We start from the raw sequence: 15,537 nt of genomic DNA on the forward strand, positions 1-15,537 counted from the left end.
GGGTGACCCTGAACTGAAAGATTGTCCGGCGGTGTCCTACTCTCCCACACCCTCCCGAGTGCAGTACCATCGGCGCTGGAGGGCTTAGCTTCCGGGTTCGGAATGTAACCGGGCGTTTCCCCTCCGCCATGACCGCCGTAACTCTATCGACATATCAAACAACACCAACCACGTGGTCTGTCGTTCGTTTATCGAGAGTTGCACAGTGGACGCGTAGCAGCTTAGTAGTCAAGTCCTCGGCCTATTAGTACCGGTCAACTGAACCCGTTACCGGGCTTACATTTCCGGCCTATCAACCCAGTCGTCTAGCTGGGGGCCTTACCCCACAAAGTGGGTGGGATACCTCATCTTGAAGCGAGCTTCCCGCTTAGATGCTTTCAGCGGTTATCCCTTCCGAACGTAGCTAACCAGCCGTGCCCCTGGCGGGACAACTGGCACACCAGAGGTTCGTCCGTCCCGGTCCTCTCGTACTAGGGACAGCCCTTCTCAAGTATCCTACGCGCACGGCGGATAGGGACCGAACTGTCTCACGACGTTCTAAACCCAGCTCGCGTACCGCTTTAATGGGCGAACAGCCCAACCCTTGGGACCTGCTACAGCCCCAGGATGCGACGAGCCGACATCGAGGTGCCAAACCATCCCGTCGATATGGACTCTTGGGGAAGATCAGCCTGTTATCCCCGGGGTACCTTTTATCCGTTGAGCGACACCGCTTCCACTCGCAAGTGCCGGATCACTAGTCCCGACTTTCGTCCCTGCTCGACCTGTCAGTCTCACAGTCAAGCTCCCTTGTGTACTTGCACTCAACACCTGATTGCCAACCAGGCTGAGGGAACCTTTGGGCGCCTCCGTTACCCTTTAGGAGGCAACCGCCCCAGTTAAACTACCCACCAGACACTGTCCCTGAACCGGATAACGGTCCGAAGTTAGATACCCAAATCAACCAGAGTGGTATTTCAAGATTGCCTCCACCCATACTGGCGTATGGACTTCACCGGCTCCCACCTATCCTACACAAGCTAATTCGGATACCAATGTCAAGCTATAGTAAAGGTCCCGGGGTCTTTCCGTCCTGCCGCGCGTAACGAGCATCTTTACTCGTAATGCAATTTCGCCGGGCCTGTGGTTGAGACAGTGGGGAAGTCGTTACGCCATTCGTGCAGGTCGGAACTTACCCGACAAGGAATTTCGCTACCTTAGGATGGTTATAGTTACCACCGCCGTTTACTGGCGCTTAAGTTCTCCGCTTCGCCCCAAAGAGCTAACAGGTCCCCTTAACGTTCCAGCACCGGGCAGGCGTCAGTCCATATACATCGAATTACTTCTTCGCATGGACCTGTGTTTTTAGTAAACAGTCGCTTCCCCCTGCTCTCTGCGGCCATACAACGCTCCACCCGCGCGGGGCTTCACGTCTCCGGCCCCCCTTCTCCCTAAGTTACGGGGGCAATTTGCCGAGTTCCTTAACCACAGTTCGCCCGATCGCCTCGGTATTCTCTACCTGACCACCTGTGTCGGTTTGGGGTACGGGCCGCTAAGAACTCGCTAGAGGCTTTTCTCGGCAGCATAGGATCACTGACTTCACCTGAATCGGCTCGGCATCACGTCTCAGCCCTAATGGTGTGCGGATTTGCCTACACACCGGCCTACACGCTTACCCCGGCACAACCACCGGCCGGGCTCAGCTACCTTCCTGCGTCACCCCATCGCTTGACTACTACCCGCCAGGTTCCCACGCTCCCCAACCTTGATCCGAAGATCGCAGCCGGTTTGGGTGGTTAGCACAACGAGGTTCATCAGGGACGCTCTTTCGCGGGTACGGGAATATCAACCCGTTGTCCATCGACTACGCCTCTCGGCCTCGCCTTAGGTCCCGACTCACCCAGGGCGGATTAGCCTGGCCCTGGAACCCTTGGTCATCCGGCGGAAGGGTTTCTCACCCTTCTTTCGCTACTCATGCCTGCATTCTCACTCGTGCCGCGTCCACAACTGGGTCACCCCGCTGCTTCACCCCCGGCACGACGCTCCCCTACCCATCCACACACCTGCACAAGGAATCAAGTCCAAGCGAGGTAAAAATGTGAATGCCACAGCTTCGGCGGTGTGCTTGAGCCCCGCTACATTGTCGGCGCGGAACCACTTGACCAGTGAGCTATTACGCACTCTTTAAAGGGTGGCTGCTTCTAAGCCAACCTCCTGGTTGTCTATGCGACCCCACATCCTTTTCCACTTAGCACACGCTTAGGGGCCTTAGCTGGTGATCTGGGCTGTTTCCCTCTCGACTACGAAGCTTATCCCCCGCAGTCTCACTGCCGCGCTCTCACTTACCGGCATTCGGAGTTTGGCTGATTTCGGTAAGCTTGTGGGCCCCCTAGACCATCCAGTGCTCTACCTCCGGCAAGAAACACGCGACGCTGCACCTAAATGCATTTCGGGGAGAACCAGCTATCACGGAGTTTGATTGGCCTTTCACCCCTAACCACAGGTCATCCCCCAACTTTTCAACGTTGGTGGGTTCGGCCCTCCACGCGGTCTTACCCGCGCTTCAGCCTGCCCATGGCTAGATCACTCCGCTTCGGGTCTAGGACACGCGACTGAACGCCCTATTCAGACTCGCTTTCGCTACGGCTCCCCCACACGGGTTAACCTCGCCACATGCCACTAACTCGCAGGCTCATTCTTCAAAAGGCACGCCGTCACCCCGCAAGGCTCCGACGGATTGTAGGCGAACGGTTTCAGGTACTATTTCACTCCCCTCCCGGGGTACTTTTCACCATTCCCTCACGGTACTCGTCCGCTATCGGTCACCAGGAAGTATTTAGGCTTACCAGGTGGTCCTGGCAGATTCACGGCAGATTTCAGGGGTCCGCCGCTACTCGGGAACACCCACAGAAGGTCAGCAACTTTCACCTACCGGACTCTCACCGTCTACGGTCAGCCATTCCAGACTGTTCGACTAGCCACTGACTTTGTAACTTCTCGAACAAGTGTCAGCTTGTTCAGCAGGGTCCCACAACCCCGACCACGCAACCCCTGACAGGTATCACACGCAACCGGTTTAGCCTCAATCCGCTTTCGCTCGCCACTACTCACGGAATCACTAAATTGTTTTCTCTTCCTACGGGTACTGAGATGTTTCACTTCCCCGCGTTCCCCCCACACACCCTATGTGTTCAGGTGTGGGTGACTGGACATGACTCCAGCCAGGTTTCCCCATTCGGACACCCTGGGATCACAGCTTGGTTGACAGCTCCCCCAGGCCTATCGCGGCCTCCCACGTCCTTCATCGGCTCCTGGTGCCAAGGCATTCACCGTTCGCCCTTGACAACTTGACCACAAAGATGCTCGCGTCCACTGTGCAATTCTCAACAAACGACCAACCCACAACCCGATCCGTGCGACACCAAACCCGACCACCGCCGGCGGTATGCCACACCAGGCCATGCCTGGCAACCATCCCCACCCACAGGTGAGGCAATGGCTCTGAAAGACAACCAACGGTTGTTCTTTCAGGACCCAACAGGGTGCTATCCGCCTTCTCCCAGCCGCACCAGGACTCCGTTCCCACCACCCGAAGGCAGCTGTACTAGGAAGAACCCGGCCGTTGCCAGGAAAAAACTCGCCAGTGTCTCCGCCATTGAGCACCCCGACCCGACATTCGCGGGCCGCGGGCTCCTTGCACCCTTTCGGGTGAAGGTGCTCCTTAGAAAGGAGGTGATCCAGCCGCACCTTCCGGTACGGCTACCTTGTTACGACTTCGTCCCAATCGCCAGCCCCACCTTCGACGGCTCCCTCCACAAGGGTTGGGCCACCGGCTTCGGGTGTTGCCGACTTTCGTGACGTGACGGGCGGTGTGTACAAGGCCCGGGAACGTATTCACCGCAGCGTTGCTGATCTGCGATTACTAGCGACTCCGACTTCACGGGGTCGAGTTGCAGACCCCGATCCGAACTGAGACCGGCTTTTTGGGATTCGCTCCACCTCACGGTATCGCAGCCCATTGTACCGGCCATTGTAGCATGCGTGAAGCCCTGGACATAAGGGGCATGATGACTTGACGTCATCCCCACCTTCCTCCGAGTTGACCCCGGCAGTCTTCGATGAGTCCCCGCCATAACGCGCTGGCAACATCGAACGAGGGTTGCGCTCGTTGCGGGACTTAACCCAACATCTCACGACACGAGCTGACGACAGCCATGCACCACCTGTGACCGCCCCCGAAGGACCTCACATCTCTGCGAGTTTTGCGGCCATGTCAAACCCAGGTAAGGTTCTTCGCGTTGCATCGAATTAATCCGCATGCTCCGCCGCTTGTGCGGGCCCCCGTCAATTCCTTTGAGTTTTAGCCTTGCGGCCGTACTCCCCAGGCGGGGCGCTTAATGCGTTAGCTGCGGCACAGGGAACCGGAGAGGCCCCCCACACCTAGCGCCCAACGTTTACAGCGTGGACTACCAGGGTATCTAATCCTGTTCGCTCCCCACGCTTTCGCTCCTCAGCGTCAGTATCGGCCCAGAGACCCGCCTTCGCCACCGGTGTTCCTCCTGATATCTGCGCATTTCACCGCTACACCAGGAATTCCAGTCTCCCCTACCGAACTCTAGCCTGCCCGTATCGACCGCAGGCTTGGAGTTGAGCCCCAAGTTTTCACGGTCGACGCGACAAGCCGCCTACGAGCTCTTTACGCCCAATAAATCCGGACAACGCTCGCACCCTACGTCTTACCGCGGCTGCTGGCACGTAGTTGGCCGGTGCTTCTTCTGCAGGTACCGTCACTTACGCTTCGTCCCTGCTGAAAGAGGTTTACAACCCGAAGGCCGTCATCCCTCACGCGGCGTCGCTGCATCAGGCTTCCGCCCATTGTGCAATATTCCCCACTGCTGCCTCCCGTAGGAGTCTGGGCCGTGTCTCAGTCCCAGTGTGGCCGGTCGCCCTCTCAGGCCGGCTACCCGTCGTCGCCTTGGTAGGCCATCACCCCACCAACAAGCTGATAGGCCGCGAGCCCATCCCAGGCCGAAAAACTTTCCACCACCAACCATGCGACCGGTGGTCCTATTCGGTATTAGCCCCCGTTTCCGAGGGTTATCCCAAAGCCTAGGGCAGGTTGCTCACGTGTTACTCACCCGTTCGCCGCTCGAGTACCCCGAAGGGCCTTTCCGCTCGACTTGCATGTGTTAAGCACGCCGCCAGCGTTCGTCCTGAGCCAGGATCAAACTCTCCAACAAAAACTTGTTGAAAAACTGTCCCGACAACAAAAAGTGTTGCCAAAGGAATCCAAGACCAACAAACCATAAATGGTCTGCCAGTCCGGGGTATAAATCATAATTGGCACTGGCTTATCAAGCACCCTGTTGAGTTCTCAAAGAACAACCACACACCACTCGGACGTCCCACATCGTGGGAACCCGCTTGGGGCAACCTCTTTACCTTACTCGGTTCGCTTCCCATCGTCAACCTCGTGTCCGAGGTGATCAAGGAAGTGTTCCGAATCCACGATGACGCTCGCCGTATCACGGCGGTCGTTGCTGTCGTGGGGAACCGCAGACCGGCCGATCGCCACTTCGTGGCCATCCGCCCGGCTCCTGCCGGCTTCCGAACTCTACCCGGTCGGCCTCGCGATCGCAACCCCATCTTGGAGTGTCCTCGCACCGCCCGGATCTCCAGCCTCGCCCGGCGTCTCCGCCACGAGCCTGGTGCCGTTGTCAGCCGGTTTGTCCGGCCTCCCGCGTGCAGAGAGAAAGTTACGCCGCCCGCCCGGAGAAGGCAAATCGGCGTTCGTCACTGTCAGTCCGGAATGACCGCCGGCGGTCGCGCATTCGTGATGACCGCCGGGGTCCGAAGGCGGTCCCGGCGTGCCAGAGTGTCTGTCATGGCTGACCTCCCGCGCACCCGGGTGACCGTGCTCGCCGAGGACGCGCTGACGGGACTGCTGCTGCCGTTCTGGCAGCTGGTCATCGGCGCCTTCGTGGTCTTCGTCGTCCTGGTCTCGGTGGCTCGGCTGGCCCGCCGTGGTCGGTCCCGCATGACGACGGCACTCCTGGTCACGGCCGCCGCGATCGCCGGCTTCGCCGTGCTGGGCGTACTGCTTCAGGGGTGAGCGTCAGAGGCGGCGGTTCGCGAGGCTGGGCAGCTCGGCGCGGATCGTCCGCAGCCGGTCGAGATCGAGGTCGGCGACGGCCAGGCCCGGGCCGTCGGGCACCTGGGTGAGCACCGTCCCCCACGGGTCGACCACCATGCTGCGGCCGTAACAGCTCCGGCTCGGCTGGTGGTCGCCGGTCTGCCCCGCCGCGGCGACGAAGCACTGGTTCTCGATCGCCCGCGCGCGCAGCAGCACCTCCCAGTGATCCCGCCCGGTGTGGACCATGAAGGCCGCCGGCACCACGAGCAGCTGGGCGCCGCCCTCGACCACGAGCTGCCGGTACAGCTCCGGGAACCGGAGGTCGTAGCAGATCGACAGGCCGACGCGAAGGCCCTCGACGTCAACGACCACCGGCTGGTCGCCCGGGGCGACGGTGGCCGACTCCAGGTAGGAGACCCGGCCGGGGATCTCCACGTCGTACAGGTGGATCTTCCGGTAGCTGGCGGCCAGCGTGCCGGAGCGGTCGAAGACCAGGGAGGTGTTCCAGGTGCGGGCCGGATCCGGCCCGCGCTCGTGGATCGACCCGGCGATCAGCCACATGCCCAGCCGCCGGGCGACGCCGGCGAAGAACTGGCCGACCTCGCCGTCGACCGGCTCCGGCTCGGGGAGCCCCGCGGCGGGGCCGAGATAGTCGACGAACTCCGGCAGGAGCGCGAGGTCCGCGCCGGCTGCCGCCGCGCGTTCCAGCAGGGCCTCCGCGGCCGCGAGGTTCGCCTCACGGTCTTCCCGCGAGTTCAGCTGACAGACGGCGACGCGCATGGGATCAGCGTACGACCGGAGGGGGCGCTTCGACAGCGTCGAAGAGGTGGCGGGGCTCCCGGGCCACGGGTGGATCGGGCCACCGGCGTCGGCCGGGCCGGACACGACACCGCGCCCGACCGGAGTGGTCGGGCGCGGCGGCGGTGGATCAGGCCGACTTCTCCTCGCGGTCCCGCCGGGCACGCCGGCCGGTGAACTCCCGGGGAACGATCGTCGGGTTGACGTTCTCGAGCACCACCTCGCGGGTGATCAGCACCCGGGCGGCGTCGGGGTTGCTCGGCACCTCGTACATCACGGAGAGCAGGACCTCTTCCATGATCGCGCGCAGGCCGCGGGCGCCCGTGCCGCGCAGCATCGCCTGGTCGGCGATCGCCTCCAGGGCCGGCGGCTCGAACTCCAGCTCGACGCCGTCGAGCTCGAAGAGGCGCTGGTACTGCCGGACCAGGGCGTTGCGCGGCTCGGTGAGGATGCGCACCAGGGCGATGCGGTCGAGGCTGCGCACGTTGGTGATCACCGGGAGCCGGCCGATGAACTCGGGGATCAGCCCGAACTTGAGCATGTCCTCCGGCATGACCTGGCTGAAGATGTCGTCGGTCGACCGCTCGGAGACCGACCGGAGCCGGGCGCCGAAGCCCGTGCCGCCGTGGCCGGTGCGGGCCTCGATGATCTGGTCGAGCCCGGCGAAGGCACCACCGCAGATGAACAGCACGTTTGTGGTGTCGATCTGGATGAACTCCTGGTGGGGGTGCTTGCGCCCACCCTGCGGCGGCACGTTGGCCACCGTGCCTTCCAGCATCTTGAGCAGCGCCTGCTGGACGCCCTCGCCGGAGACGTCCCGCGTGATCGACGGGTTCTCCGACTTGCGGGCGATCTTGTCGACCTCGTCGATGTAGATGATGCCGGTCTCGGCGCGCTTGATGTCGTAGTCGGCGGCCTGGATCAGCTTGAGGAGGATGTTCTCGACGTCCTCGCCGACGTAGCCGGCCTCCGTCAGCGCGGTGGCGTCGGCGATGGCGAACGGCACGTTCAGCATCCGCGCCAGGGTCTGCGCCAGGTGGGTCTTGCCGCACCCTGTCGGGCCGAGCAGCAGGATGTTGGACTTGGCCAGCTCGACGGCGTCACTGCCGGAGCCCGGCGCGCCGGCCGCCTCGGCCTGGATCCGCTTGTAGTGGTTGTAGACCGCGACGGCGAGCGCCTTCTTGGCCTGGTCCTGCCCGACGACGTAGGTGTCGAGGAACTGGCAGATCTCCATCGGCTTGGGAAGCTCTTCCCACTTCACCTCGCCGGACTCGGCCAACTCCTCCTCGATGATCTCGTTACAGAGATCGATGCACTCGTCGCAGATGTAGACCCCAGGGCCCGCGATGAGCTTCTTGACCTGCTTCTGCGACTTACCGCAGAACGAGCATTTCAGTAGGTCGCCGCCGTCACCGATCCGTGCCACCTACGTTCTCCCTGCACTCGTCGGCCGGAGACCCGGCCCTTGCCTGCGGACGTGGAAGCGCCCGCCTCGTTTCACCCCGCTCGTTTCACCCCGCCGGCGGACCGGTGGAGCGGCACAGACCCGACGTTACCCGCTGGCGGAGGTTTCTCCGACCCCCAAATCGGGTGTGTCAGACGGTCGGCCGGGAGCGGACTCCCGGCCGACCGCGACCCGAGCTGTTCAGCTGGCGGCGTTGGCCGCCAGCAGGCCCTTCTTGCGGCTGGTGAGGATGGTGTCCACCAGCCCGTACTCCTTGGACTCCTCGGCCGTCATGATCTTGTCACGGTCGATGTCCTTGCGGACCTTCTCGATCGGCCGGTTGCAGTGCCGGGAGAGCATCTCCTCGAGCTGCGTCCGCATCCGCAGGATCTCCCGGGCCTGGATCTCGATGTCCGAGCCCTGCCCGTAGCCGCCCTCGGTGGCCGGCTGGTGGATGATGATCCGCGAGTTCGGCAGCGCCATCCGCTTGCCCGGGGTGCCAGCGGCCAGCAGCACGGCCGCCGCGCTGGCGGCCTGGCCGAGGCAGACCGTCGAGATGTCCGGCCGGACGTACTGCATGGTGTCGTAGATCGCCGTCATGGCGGTGAACGAACCGCCGGGCGAGTTGATGTACATGATGATGTCGCGGTCCGGGTCGGTGCCCTCGAGCGTCAGCAGCTGCGCCATCACGTCGTTGGCCGACGCGTCGTCGACCTGGACGCCGAGGAAGATGATCCGGTCCTCGAAGAGCTTGTTGTAGGGGTTGGACTCCTTGACCCCGTACGACGTGCGCTCGACGAACGACGGCAGGACGTAGCGGTTGTGCACGGCCGCGAACTGGGGCGGCAGGCTCAGGTCGGTCATCGTCAGCTCCTCAGCTCAGGGTCCCGGCGCCATCCGGAACCTGGGCGGCCCCGATGATCACCTTGTCGATGAAGCCGTAGTCCAGGGCCTCCTGGGCGGTGAACCAGCGGTCGCGGTCGGAGTCGGCCTCGATCTGCGCCTGGCTCTGGCCGGTGTGGTGCGCGACCCGCTCCTGGAACATCCGCTTGGTGTAGAGCATCTGCTCCGCCTGGATGGCGATGTCGGACGCGGTGCCGCCCAGACCGCCGGAGGGCTGGTGCATCATGATCCGCGCGTGCGGCAGGGCGTAGCGCTTGCCCTTGGTGCCGGCGCAGAGCAGCAGCTGACCCATGGACGCCGCCATGCCCATCGCCACGGTCGAGACGTCGTTGTCGATGAACTGCATGGTGTCGTAGATCGCCATGCCGGAGTAGACCGAACCGCCCGGCGAGTTGATCCAGAGGTTGATGTCGCGGTCCGGGTCCTCCGCGGCGAGCAGCAGGAGCTGCGCGCAGATGCGGTTGGCGACCTGGTCGGTCACCTCGCTGCCCAGGAAGATGATGCGTTCCTTGAGCAACCGGTTGTAGACCGAGTCGTCGAGGTTGCCAATGGTGTCGCCACCGCGGGCATCGATCGCCCGGAGCGGCTTCGCTTGGATGTGCATGTCGGTCATGGCAGCCCTTCGCTCTCCGTACCGTCCTACCCGACACTAACCGCTCAGCCGGATGGCAGAGCGCCGGTCCGGGCAGTGTTCGCTATCAGCGCAGTACCGCCGAGGCGTACCCGAAAAGGGAATCGGCCGCCGTCCACCGCAGGCGGCGGACGGCGGCCTCCCCGCACTGTCAGTGCTCGTGGTTGTGCTCGGCCTCGTTCTCGGCGCGCAGCGCGTCGAGGGTGACCTCGTTGCCCGCCGAGTCCTTGATCTTGATGCGCTCCATGACCGAGGCCAGGGCCTTGCCCCGCCGCACGTCACCGAAGACGGCACCGGCCGCGCCCGAGCGGACCAGCTGGTCGTAGTACTGCTGCGGAGCCATCCCGGCGCGCTGGGCCCGGTGCACGATCTCGTGGCCGAACTCGTCGTCGGAGACCTGCACGTCCTCGGCGTCGGCCAGGGTGTCCAGCAGCAGCTGGACCTTGACGCCCTCGGTCGCCGCCTCGGTCAGCTCGGCGTCGATCTGCTCCTCGGTCTTCTCCTCGGCCGCGAGGTATTCCTCCAGGGAGGCGCCGATCCGCTCGAGCTGGTCGACCATCGCCTGCTTGCGGCTCTCGACCTCCTCGCGGACGATGCCCTCCGGCGCCGGCACCTCGGCGGCGGCCACCATCTGCTCCAGCGCCTTGTCGCGGGCGGCGTAGATCTGCTCGACCCGCTTGCCCCGGGTGACCCGCTCCCGCAGGTCGCCGCGCAGCTCCTCGATGCTGTCGAACTCGCTCGCCATCTGGGCGAACTCGTCGTTGAGCTCCGGCAGCTCCTTCTCCTTGACCGTGCGGACGGTCACCGCCACCTCGGCGTCGCGGCCGGCGAAGTCGCCGCCGACGAGCTGGGTGGTGAAGCTGGTGTCCTCGCCGGCGGCCAGGCCGACGACGGCCTCGTCCAGGCCCGGGAGGAGCTGCTTGCTGCCGACCTCGTGGGAGATGTTGCTGGCGGAGCCGCCCGGCACGTCCTCGCCGTCGACGGTCGCGTTCAGGTCGATCTGGACGTAGTCGCCCTCCTGGGCGGCCCGCTCGACGGTCTTCAGGGTGGCGAACCGCTCGCGCAGGTTCTTCACCTGCTCGTCGATCTCGCTGTCGTCGATCTGGAGCTCGTCGACGGTCACCTCGATGGTGGCCGGGTCCGGCAGGGTGATCTCCGGGCGGACGTCGACCTCGGCGGTGAAGTTCAGCGAGTCACCGTCGTTGAACTCGGTGATCTCGACCTCGGGGCGGCCGAGCGTCTTCAGGTCGTGCTCGCGGACGGCGGCGAGGATGTTCTGCGGGATGGCCTCCTGCACCGCCTCGTTGAGGACGGTGCCCCGGCCGACCCGCTGGTCGATCACGGCCGCAGGAATCTTGCCCTTGCGGAAGCCGGGCACCTGGACCTGCTGCCCGATCTCCCGGTACGCCTTCCTGAGGCTCGGCTCGAGCTCGACGAACGGCACCTCGATGGCGAGCCGCACGCGCGTCGGGCTCAGAGTCTCGACGGTGCTCTTCACAGGCGTACTCCTTGACGGATCTCGGTTTTAGTCTGGGCGTGATTAGCCCATCGAGTGTAGGCGAGCCGGCCGGACGCACCGGCAGCGGCCGGGGACCGCACAGAGGGCGACCCCGGCGACCGGCCGCGGACGACAGTCGGGGTGGCGGGATTTGAACCCACGGCCCCTCGCTCCCAAAGCGAGTGCGCTACCAAGCTGCGCCACACCCCGTGGCGACGAGCAGTCTATGCCGTCGCGACCCGCCGGAAGTCCCGGGGCGTCCCTCAACGCGCCGAAGGGGGACCAACCGGACATCCGACGCTCCGACACCACCCGCCGGGGATACGGCCGCGCGGAGCACGCGGGTCATTCGGTACGCTGTCGGCGCGCCCTGCGATGGCGGGGCGCACGCGGGCGTAGCTCAATGGCAGAGCTTCAGTCTTCCAAACTGACGGTGCGAGTTCGATTCTCGTCGCCCGCTCCAGCAGTACCGGCCCAGGTCAGCGGCGTTCTCGCCGAGCCTGGGCCGCTCTCGTCTCAGCTCTCTCTGATCTTACGTGCCATTGGCGGGCCAGTAGCGTCGGCCGTGCCGTCCGAGGCGGGTCCTTGTGCCGGTGGCCGACAGTCTGGTTCCCCGGCCGTCCGTTACCTTCGCCGACTCGTCGATGCCCCTGACCGATCCGTGTTGCTCAGCCGACCGGTCCCGTTGTCGCATGCGGCCGTACCGCCGGTTCGAGCAGTGACAACGTCCGCTGCTGGGCATCGAGGCCGACGTGGATGCCGACCGGCATCGGCAGATTCGGGCCGGCGTGTCCGAACTCGACGTTACCCAGGACCGGGATGTCACGTTCACCGAGGACGTCGAGGACTATCTCGGGCAGGGTCGGGGACGCGTCGGGCGCCCCGAGCCCGTCGATCGCGTACGGGACGCCCACGACCATGCCGGAGATCCGATCGAGGATGCCGCAGTGCCGCAGCACCTGCAGGTAGCTCCACACGTACGACGCGTGGCCGCCCATTTCCTCCCAAAACAGCACCGCACCGTCGAACCACTCGAGCGGCAGCGCGTAAGGCGTCGCCTGCGCCAGCACAATACGATTGATCACCCCGCCGATCAGCCGGCCTTCGGCACGACCGGCACGCCAGCACTCCCATGACGGGGTGGCAGGCAGCGCACCGATGGCCTCGGTACTGGTCAGCAACGTCGAGTAGAGCCTTTCAAGTTGCGCTCGGCGCGCTGCGGGCGCAACCTGCCACGCCCCGCCAAGTCCAGGCGTGGCCAAGTCGGCATGAAACCCGACGAGTCCCGTGCGTGCGTAGAGCACCAGATGCAGCAGCGAGATGTCGCTGTAGCCGAGGATCGGCTTGGGGTCGGCAGCGATCGCCGCAACGTCGATCAGGTCGAGGTAGCCGAGCGCTGTCTGGCCACCGTCGTGCGCGATGATGGCGCGCACCTCAGGATCACGCAGAAGAGCATTGAATTCCCTGGCGATCTCCGCTGGCGTAGCCGCGCTCCACCAATGGTGGCGTCCTGCTTCGAGTAGCGGAGCCCGACGCACGCGAAATCCCATCCGCTCGAGCACGACCATCGCCTGCTCGAGGTCGGGCTCGTAAGCGGCATGGAGCGGCCCGGACAGCGATGCGATGACGACGAGATCTCCGGGCCTCAGGGCACGAGGCCGAAGCAGCTGAGGCAGTGCGGATCCGGTCACCGGCGCAGTGTCCCAACACGCGCAAAGACACGCTACGCACTTACCGCCTGGACCGGAACGTACGGTCAGGCGTTGACCGAAGCAGGGTGAGGACCGCTTCCTCGATGGGTTCGATGACCGGATCCCCATGGCCTGAGGTGTCCACTTCGACGACGGCGTCGACTCCGTCCGGCGGCTCGAAGATCGACCGCTTCATGTCGCCTCGCTGGAACTGGGATTCGAGCTGTTGGTCGACAGCCGCGCCGCTGACCGCTCTGGCACGGAGGCGATCGCGGATCACTGCCTCATCGGCCACGACGTGCACAGCGAGCACTCGTGCGCCACACGTGATCAGCGCATCGAGCAGCCTGTGCGACAACACCGAGGACTCCACGACGAAACTCACCCGTGCGGTCGCGAACAGCCGGGCCGCGTCGGCCATCACGGCCTCGGCGCGGAGGCTGAAGGGACCACCGGCGATGTGGAAATCGGAATCGAGCTGGACACCGCCACCGTGCGTGACGGAAGCGGAGGACAACCCGAGACCGGCCTTCAACTCGTCCCGGGTCAGCAGCGGTAGCCCGAGGCGGCGCGCCGACGCGATGGCGACCGTGGTCTTTCCGGCTCCGGGAGATCCGCATACGGCAACCACCACCGGCCTCTCCCTTCCGAGCATCCGCCGATGGTGGCAAACCTCCAGCCGGCTGTCGACGGGCCCCACAGCTATCCCGGAGTCGTTCGCCGGGCGGGGTCGTCGACCGCGAAGCCGGTCCCGCCCGCGCCTGGAGGTGACCCAGGGTCGCCGCCGAACCGGAGGGTGGTCGTCAGCGGGTCGCGGTCGGTGACCGATTACGGGCGGAGCCTCGTACCCGAACTTGGACGGCCTGCTGGCCCGCACGGCACGGCAGAAAGCGACATGGTACCGAAACACCGTCAGGCCGAGGCGGTAGTGAGCAAATTAGGTCGATCCGCCGATCACTCGCCTATCGTGGCCATTGATCACACCAGGGAATGGCCGAGGCGGAGCAACGACCGCCCTGTCGGAAGAGGTGGGAAATGGCGAAGAAGGTTGCCGTCAAAGTCAACGAGGATGCGATCGTCTGGAAGGAGTTCACCAGCGCCAGGGGGAAGAAGTACGAGGTGGGCTACCTCGGCGAATCCGGCGCGGACCAGGGCGGGTCGGGTGCACCCATGGGGAAGACCGACTTCGGCATCAGCTGCAACTGGCCTGTTGGCGGAAACGACTGGATAACCACCGAGAGCAGCTTCAAGACCACGACGGCCATCTCGAGGTACAAGCTGCATTCCAATGCTGACATGTCGGGTGACAATGTCGGCGGCTATGCCTACCGGCTGGATTTCTCCAACGAAGAGCATTACGACTACGAATTCTTCGACCAGGAAGGTGACAGCTACCGGTGCAACACCTTCAGCAATACTGACCATTTTGTTCGGTACAACTCCGACAAGCCCACGATTGCGTACATCAAAGGTAGTTAGCGTCGAGAGCCGCCGATCGGCAGGTGCACGGGCAGCGCCGGGAGGCGCTGGAAGCACCCGCCCGCGGCCCGCCGGGTGTGCTGGTCAAGCTGCTCCTGTGCGTTGTCGGCGGAGTTCATCGACGCGGTCGGGGGCCTGTCGACCTTCGACAACCCGGTCACCTTGCCGCCTACGCCGGCCTGGCGCCGGTAGAGCCCTCGGCGAACGCGCCGTCTCCACCCTCAAGACCACGCTGACCGGCAACAGCCGGTAGCCCCGGCCCGACCGATCACGACCCCGGTGGACTCGAAGTAGCGGGTGTGCGCGGTGCAGAAGAGCAGAGCCAGCCGGGCGTCTGGGCAATCACGACAGTGGCGCGGCGAGGAACGTCGCGACGACCGGCGCTCGGCTGGTGAACATGGGTCCATTAGACCGGAGCCGGGGCCAGGCATCGGTGGATGCCGACGTCGTCGACGAAAACCCGACCGCCCCGAGCAGCGCTGACGCGTACCCTTCGGACGTGGAACTTGATGATCTTTCCCCTGCGGAGTTCGCGTTCCCGGGGCCACTGCGGGACCAGTTGGTGGCCGCGATCCTGTCCGGTGCGAAGACCTCGACGTCCAGCCTCGTGCTCGGCTACGAGCGGACGGACGAGCCGATGCCCGAGGTGGGTGAGCGCTCGGCGGTGGTCGACTCGGCGGGCCGGCGGGTCGCGGTGATCGAGGTGACCGAGGTACGCGTGGTCCGGCTCGGCGACGTCGACCTGCCGCACGCCCTCGACGAGGGCGAGGGGTACGAGTCGGTGGCGCAGTGGCGGGCCGGGCACGAGACGTTCTGGCACAGCGCGGAGGTGCGCGCGGAGCTGGGTGACCCGGGCTTCACCGTCGACGACGACACCCCGGTGCTGCTCGAGCGCTTCCGGCTGGTGCACACCGTCTGAGCGCCTCTTGCCGTACGCGGCGACCCGGGCGTGCGGCGGCGCGCGCCGTACGCCCGGGTCGG

The 15,537-nt window shown here is 64.7% G+C and carries 10 protein-coding genes, 2 tRNA genes and 3 rRNA genes; 4 read left to right on the plus strand and 11 right to left on the minus strand.

Annotated features, from left to right (window positions below; translation table 11 throughout):
* Positions 1 to 23 precede the first annotated feature (23 nt).
* The 3 genes from rrf to OG989_RS00015 form a co-directional block, all read right to left on the minus strand.
* A 5S ribosomal RNA gene (gene rrf / locus OG989_RS00005) occupies positions 24 to 140 on the minus strand.
* A gap of 84 nt (positions 141 to 224) precedes the next feature.
* A 23S ribosomal RNA gene (locus tag OG989_RS00010) occupies positions 225 to 3,332 on the minus strand.
* Between the two features lie 372 nt (positions 3,333 to 3,704).
* A 16S ribosomal RNA gene (locus OG989_RS00015) occupies positions 3,705 to 5,219 on the minus strand.
* Together the 16S, 23S and 5S rRNA genes form the textbook arrangement of a ribosomal RNA operon.
* Before the next feature lie 644 nt (positions 5,220 to 5,863).
* Between OG989_RS00015 and OG989_RS00020 the strand changes: the two genes are divergently transcribed.
* A complete protein-coding gene (locus tag OG989_RS00020; RefSeq protein ID WP_121399376.1) occupies positions 5,864 to 6,091 on the plus strand; it encodes a hypothetical protein in 228 nt (75 codons plus the stop codon).
* 3 nt (positions 6,092 to 6,094) lie between these two features.
* On the opposite strand, the gene OG989_RS00025 is transcribed toward OG989_RS00020, so the two are convergent.
* From OG989_RS00025 to OG989_RS00050, 6 genes are all read right to left on the minus strand, one after another.
* Positions 6,095 to 6,892 carry a carbon-nitrogen hydrolase family protein gene (locus tag OG989_RS00025; RefSeq protein WP_327029344.1) on the minus strand — a complete coding sequence of 266 codons (798 nt, stop codon included), beginning with the start codon at positions 6,890 to 6,892 and terminating at the stop codon, positions 6,095 to 6,097.
* Positions 6,893 to 7,040: 148 nt separating this feature from the next.
* Positions 7,041 to 8,336 carry an ATP-dependent Clp protease ATP-binding subunit ClpX gene (gene clpX / locus OG989_RS00030; protein ID WP_151455911.1) on the minus strand — a complete coding sequence of 432 codons (1,296 nt, stop codon included), beginning with the start codon at positions 8,334 to 8,336 and terminating at the stop codon, positions 7,041 to 7,043.
* Positions 8,337 to 8,555: 219 nt separating this feature from the next.
* Positions 8,556 to 9,218 carry an ATP-dependent Clp protease proteolytic subunit gene (locus OG989_RS00035; RefSeq protein ID WP_327029345.1) on the minus strand — a complete coding sequence of 221 codons (663 nt, stop codon included), beginning with the start codon at positions 9,216 to 9,218 and terminating at the stop codon, positions 8,556 to 8,558.
* A gap of 10 nt (positions 9,219 to 9,228) precedes the next feature.
* Positions 9,229 to 9,870 carry an ATP-dependent Clp protease proteolytic subunit gene (locus OG989_RS00040; RefSeq protein WP_091628855.1) on the minus strand — a complete coding sequence of 214 codons (642 nt, stop codon included), beginning with the start codon at positions 9,868 to 9,870 and terminating at the stop codon, positions 9,229 to 9,231.
* A 169-nt stretch (positions 9,871 to 10,039) separates the two neighbouring features.
* Entirely contained in the window at positions 10,040 to 11,386 is a 1,347-nt protein-coding gene (gene tig, locus OG989_RS00045; RefSeq protein WP_327029346.1) for a trigger factor, read from the minus strand.
* Between the two features lie 136 nt (positions 11,387 to 11,522).
* Positions 11,523 to 11,596: transfer RNA gene (locus tag OG989_RS00050), tRNA-Pro, on the minus strand.
* Between the two features lie 179 nt (positions 11,597 to 11,775).
* Between OG989_RS00050 and OG989_RS00055 the strand changes: the two genes are divergently transcribed.
* Positions 11,776 to 11,849 (plus strand) — tRNA-Gly (locus OG989_RS00055).
* A gap of 205 nt (positions 11,850 to 12,054) precedes the next feature.
* Here the strand turns inward: OG989_RS00055 and OG989_RS00060 are convergent.
* Positions 12,055 to 13,077 carry a S66 peptidase family protein gene (locus OG989_RS00060; RefSeq protein WP_327029347.1) on the minus strand — a complete coding sequence of 341 codons (1,023 nt, stop codon included), beginning with the start codon at positions 13,075 to 13,077 and terminating at the stop codon, positions 12,055 to 12,057.
* Between the two features lie 40 nt (positions 13,078 to 13,117).
* On the minus strand, positions 13,118 to 13,732 hold the full coding sequence (locus OG989_RS00065) for an AAA family ATPase (RefSeq protein ID WP_151455988.1): 615 nt from the start codon (positions 13,730 to 13,732) through the stop codon (positions 13,118 to 13,120).
* Positions 13,733 to 14,112: 380 nt separating this feature from the next.
* Between OG989_RS00065 and OG989_RS00070 the strand changes: the two genes are divergently transcribed.
* Both OG989_RS00070 and OG989_RS00075 read left to right on the plus strand, forming a co-directional pair.
* Positions 14,113 to 14,556 carry a hypothetical protein gene (locus OG989_RS00070; protein ID WP_151455989.1) on the plus strand — a complete coding sequence of 148 codons (444 nt, stop codon included), beginning with the start codon at positions 14,113 to 14,115 and terminating at the stop codon, positions 14,554 to 14,556.
* 499 nt (positions 14,557 to 15,055) lie between these two features.
* The gene (locus tag OG989_RS00075; protein WP_225852340.1) at positions 15,056 to 15,475 is read left to right on the plus strand and encodes an ASCH domain-containing protein; all 420 of its coding nucleotides are present in this window, start codon (positions 15,056 to 15,058) and stop codon (positions 15,473 to 15,475) included.
* Positions 15,476 to 15,537: the final 62 nt, after the last annotated feature.

The sequence above is a fragment of the Micromonospora sp. NBC_01740 genome, assembly GCF_035920365.1.
In the GTDB taxonomy this organism is placed as follows: domain Bacteria; phylum Actinomycetota; class Actinomycetes; order Mycobacteriales; family Micromonosporaceae; genus Micromonospora; species Micromonospora reichwaldensis.

Coding starts and splice junctions, on each gene's coding strand:
- OG989_RS00020 (WP_121399376.1), top strand. CDS start 5,864: ATGGCTGACCTCCCGCGCACCCGGGTGACCGTGCTCGCCGAGGACGCG.
- OG989_RS00025 (WP_327029344.1), bottom strand. CDS start 6,892: ATGCGCGTCGCCGTCTGTCAGCTGAACTCGCGGGAAGACCGTGAGGCG.
- OG989_RS00035 (WP_327029345.1), bottom strand. CDS start 9,218: ATGACCGACCTGAGCCTGCCGCCCCAGTTCGCGGCCGTGCACAACCGC.
- OG989_RS00040 (WP_091628855.1), bottom strand. CDS start 9,870: ATGACCGACATGCACATCCAAGCGAAGCCGCTCCGGGCGATCGATGCC.
- OG989_RS00065 (WP_151455988.1), bottom strand. CDS start 13,732: ATGCTCGGAAGGGAGAGGCCGGTGGTGGTTGCCGTATGCGGATCTCCC.
- OG989_RS00070 (WP_151455989.1), top strand. CDS start 14,113: ATGGCGAAGAAGGTTGCCGTCAAAGTCAACGAGGATGCGATCGTCTGG.